Origin of the sequence: Protofrankia sp. CiT1 (assembly GCF_917627335.1) — a bacterium.
Lineage (GTDB): Bacteria > Actinomycetota > Actinomycetes > Frankiales > Frankiaceae > Protofrankia.
This window is the reverse complement of the sequence record NZ_CAKJTP010000290.1, coordinates 1-2,639: the sequence shown is the minus strand read 5'-3', so window position 1 is coordinate 2,639 and position 2,639 is coordinate 1. Positions and strand designations below refer to the sequence as shown.

3 protein-coding genes and 1 pseudogene are annotated in these 2,639 nt (G+C 69.7%); 1 reads left to right on the top strand and 3 read right to left on the bottom strand.

The annotated features are described in order from the left end of the window. A partial coding sequence (locus MJ785_RS21690; protein ID WP_239382715.1) for a CU044_2847 family protein occupies positions 1–312 on the top strand: 312 nt, incomplete at its 5' end. A gap of 29 nt (positions 313–341) precedes the next feature. Here MJ785_RS21690 and MJ785_RS21685 read toward each other — a convergent pair. The 3 genes and pseudogenes from MJ785_RS21685 to MJ785_RS21675 form a co-directional block, all read right to left on the bottom strand. After that, positions 342–605, bottom strand: coding sequence for a hypothetical protein (locus MJ785_RS21685; RefSeq protein WP_239382713.1), 264 nt, complete (start codon positions 603–605; stop codon positions 342–344). A gap of 404 nt (positions 606–1,009) precedes the next feature. Continuing rightward, positions 1,010–1,798 carry an IS21-like element helper ATPase IstB gene (istB, locus tag MJ785_RS21680; RefSeq protein WP_239382711.1) on the bottom strand — a complete coding sequence of 263 codons (789 nt, stop codon included), beginning with the start codon at positions 1,796–1,798 and terminating at the stop codon, positions 1,010–1,012. After that, positions 1,795–2,639: pseudogene (locus tag MJ785_RS21675) on the bottom strand (IS21 family transposase); the annotation flags it as partial. The pseudogene MJ785_RS21675 and the gene istB, both read right to left, overlap by 4 nt.

Below are 2,639 nucleotides of genomic sequence, written 5' to 3'. Positions count from 1 at the left end.
ATTCTGGCCCGCGTGCAGGTCGAAGGCCCGGTCGACGTCGGCGCAGGTGCCGCCCTGCGCAGGCTCGCGATCGACGACCTCCGCGAGACGGTCGAGGGAGTCACGCAGAGCGTCGCGCAGGCACTGCGGCGCGTCCGGCCCGACGAGGTCAGTGTCGAATTCGGTGTCGAACTCGCGGTCAAGACCGGCAAGCTCACGAGCGTGCTCGCGGAGGGGTCTAGCACAGCGAGCATCAAGCTCACCCTCACGTGGAGCAGCGGCGACGCGCTGCGCACAAGCGCGGCCGGCGACGGCGACGTTAGTCCGTCCTGAGTGGGTGTTCTGTGAGTTTTCGTCGGGTCTCAGCTTGAGTTGATCTCTGGGGTGGGTTGGGGCAGGACGAACAGGCCGGGGTCTGGTTCGGTGAGCACACCGCGGTCGACGAGGCGTTTCAGTTTGGCGCGCATGCTCTCGACGTGGCGGGGGTCGGTGCCGGCGCCCAGTGCCCGGCAGGCGTCCTTGGCGCGCAGCCCGTTCCCGTCCTGCTCGAACAGGGCCACCACCTCGCGATAGCCCGGCGGCATCTCGACCGGTGGGGCGTTGTCCTCGGCGGACAGTTCCAGCACTGATTACGTAGGCGAGAACGGGCACCACTTGTCAGCGAGAGTTGGCCGCGACCCTGGTGGGTGGGGTGGTCGTGTCGGCGGGTTTGGGCACCAGTCCGATGGCTGTTGATCCACGAGGGGTGGTTCCGTCTCGGCGCGAGCCCGTCTGTCGCCCACTTTTCGCGGTTCTGGGGGATCCAGGGCAGGAGACGGTCCAGCGAGCCGCGTCCACCGGACAGCCGCCGGATCAGGTCGTCGTCTTCATCAGCGAGATGCCTCGGCGTCGCGTTCCTCCAGGCAGCGCAGCGTGATCACACCGTCCGTCAGCTTTCCTGGCCTTCGTGCCGGTTCGCTGTTCCCGTGGCCGTGCCGCCCTGGGGATCACGGATAGCTCACGGGGCCAGCGAGGGTCGAGCGTGGGACGGTCAGGCGCGGTCGGCGGCTCGGGCGCGGGTCTGGGCGAGGCGGTAGGAGTCGGTGCCGGTCTCGAGGATGGTGCCGCCGAAGGTGAGGCGATCGACGATGGCGGCGCAGAGGCGGGGGTCGGTGAACGTCTTGGTCCAGCCTCCGAAGCTTTCGTTGGAGGCGATCGCGACGCTGGCTTTCTCCTCGCGTTCGGTCAGGACCTGGAAGAGCAGCTCGGCGCCGCGTCGGTCGAGCTCCATGTATCCGAGTTCGTCGATGCAGAGCAGGTCGACTCGTCCGTAGCGGGCGATGGTCTTGTTGAGCTGCTTGTCGTCGGCGGCCTCGACGAGTTCGTTGACGAGTTTCGCGGCGAGTGTGTAGCGGACCCGGTGGCCTTTCATCGCGGCTTCGGTGCCGAGCGCGATGAGAAGGTGGGACTTGCCGGTGCCGGAGTCCCCGATCAGGCAGAGGGGCTGTCCCTTGGTCACCCAGTCGCAGGCGGCGAGGGTGTGCACGACGGCGGCGTCGAGGTGGGGGTTGGCGTCGAAGTCGAACTCTCGCAGTGATTTGCGTCGGGGGAAGGCGGCGGCCTTGATCTGCCGGTCCGAGCGGCGTCGGTTGCGGTCGTCGCATTCGGCGAGGAGCAGCTCGGCGAGGAATCCCAGGTAGGTCTGCTGTTCGCGGGTCGCGGCCTCGGCGAGATCACCGAACTGGCGGCGGATCGTCGGCAGGCGCAGCATCCGGCACGCCTGGTCGACCGCGGCTTGGGCGGCTTGCTCGGTCATGCCACGGGGGCGGGTGACGGTCATGATGTTCCTCCCTGAGCTGATCCGCGGGGGTGGCGCAGCAGTTCGTCGTAGGCCGACACTGAGGGCAGAGGCCGGGTGTCGGGAGGCAGCGCGGCCAGCCGCCGTTCGGCCAGGGACGTCACCGTGGCCCCGCGCCCAGGGCCGCCCGGTGTAGCGGGCTGGGACTGTTCGGACTCCGCGGCCTTGCGAGCCTCCAGCGCCACGGCGTCGACGCTCAGAGCACCGGCGCGCAGCGCGGCGGCCAGGCCGGCGACCAGATGCTCACTCGGGATGTGACGGCCGAGCAGCAGCACCTCGATCAGCGCGCGGGTTCCGTCGCGGTCTCCGTGGGCCTTGCGCGCCGCGGCCCACGAGGCGTCATGCACGGGGGTGAACTTCCCGGCCGCGCGGGCTTGTTCCAGCACCGTCGCGCCCGGCAGCGCCCCGGGCTTGCGTAGCAGCAGCTCCAGGTAGTGGTCGAGCTCGAGCCGGCTGTCGGCCTTGGCGAGCAGCCGTTCGTGCCGGGCGACCTCCTCCCGCCCCTCATAGACGATCAGCTCGGAGGCGTGGAGCATCACCCGGACCTGCCGACCGATCAGCCGCGCCGGCACCGAGTACCGGTTCGTGCGCACCGTGACCTGGCTGTAGCGGTCAACCCGGACGCTCAGCGGCAGCCCCGTGGGGAACGGCTCGGCCGGCAGCGGGGCGAGCAGAGGCCGCTCGACAGCGAGGTACTCCCCGACGGTGCGCGGCCGGGCACCGATCCGCCGGGCGTCATCGGCACGATCCCACGCCTCGATCATCAGGTTCAGCTCGGCGAGGGTATCGACCTCGGGGATCGGCACCAGATGGTTGCGTCGGA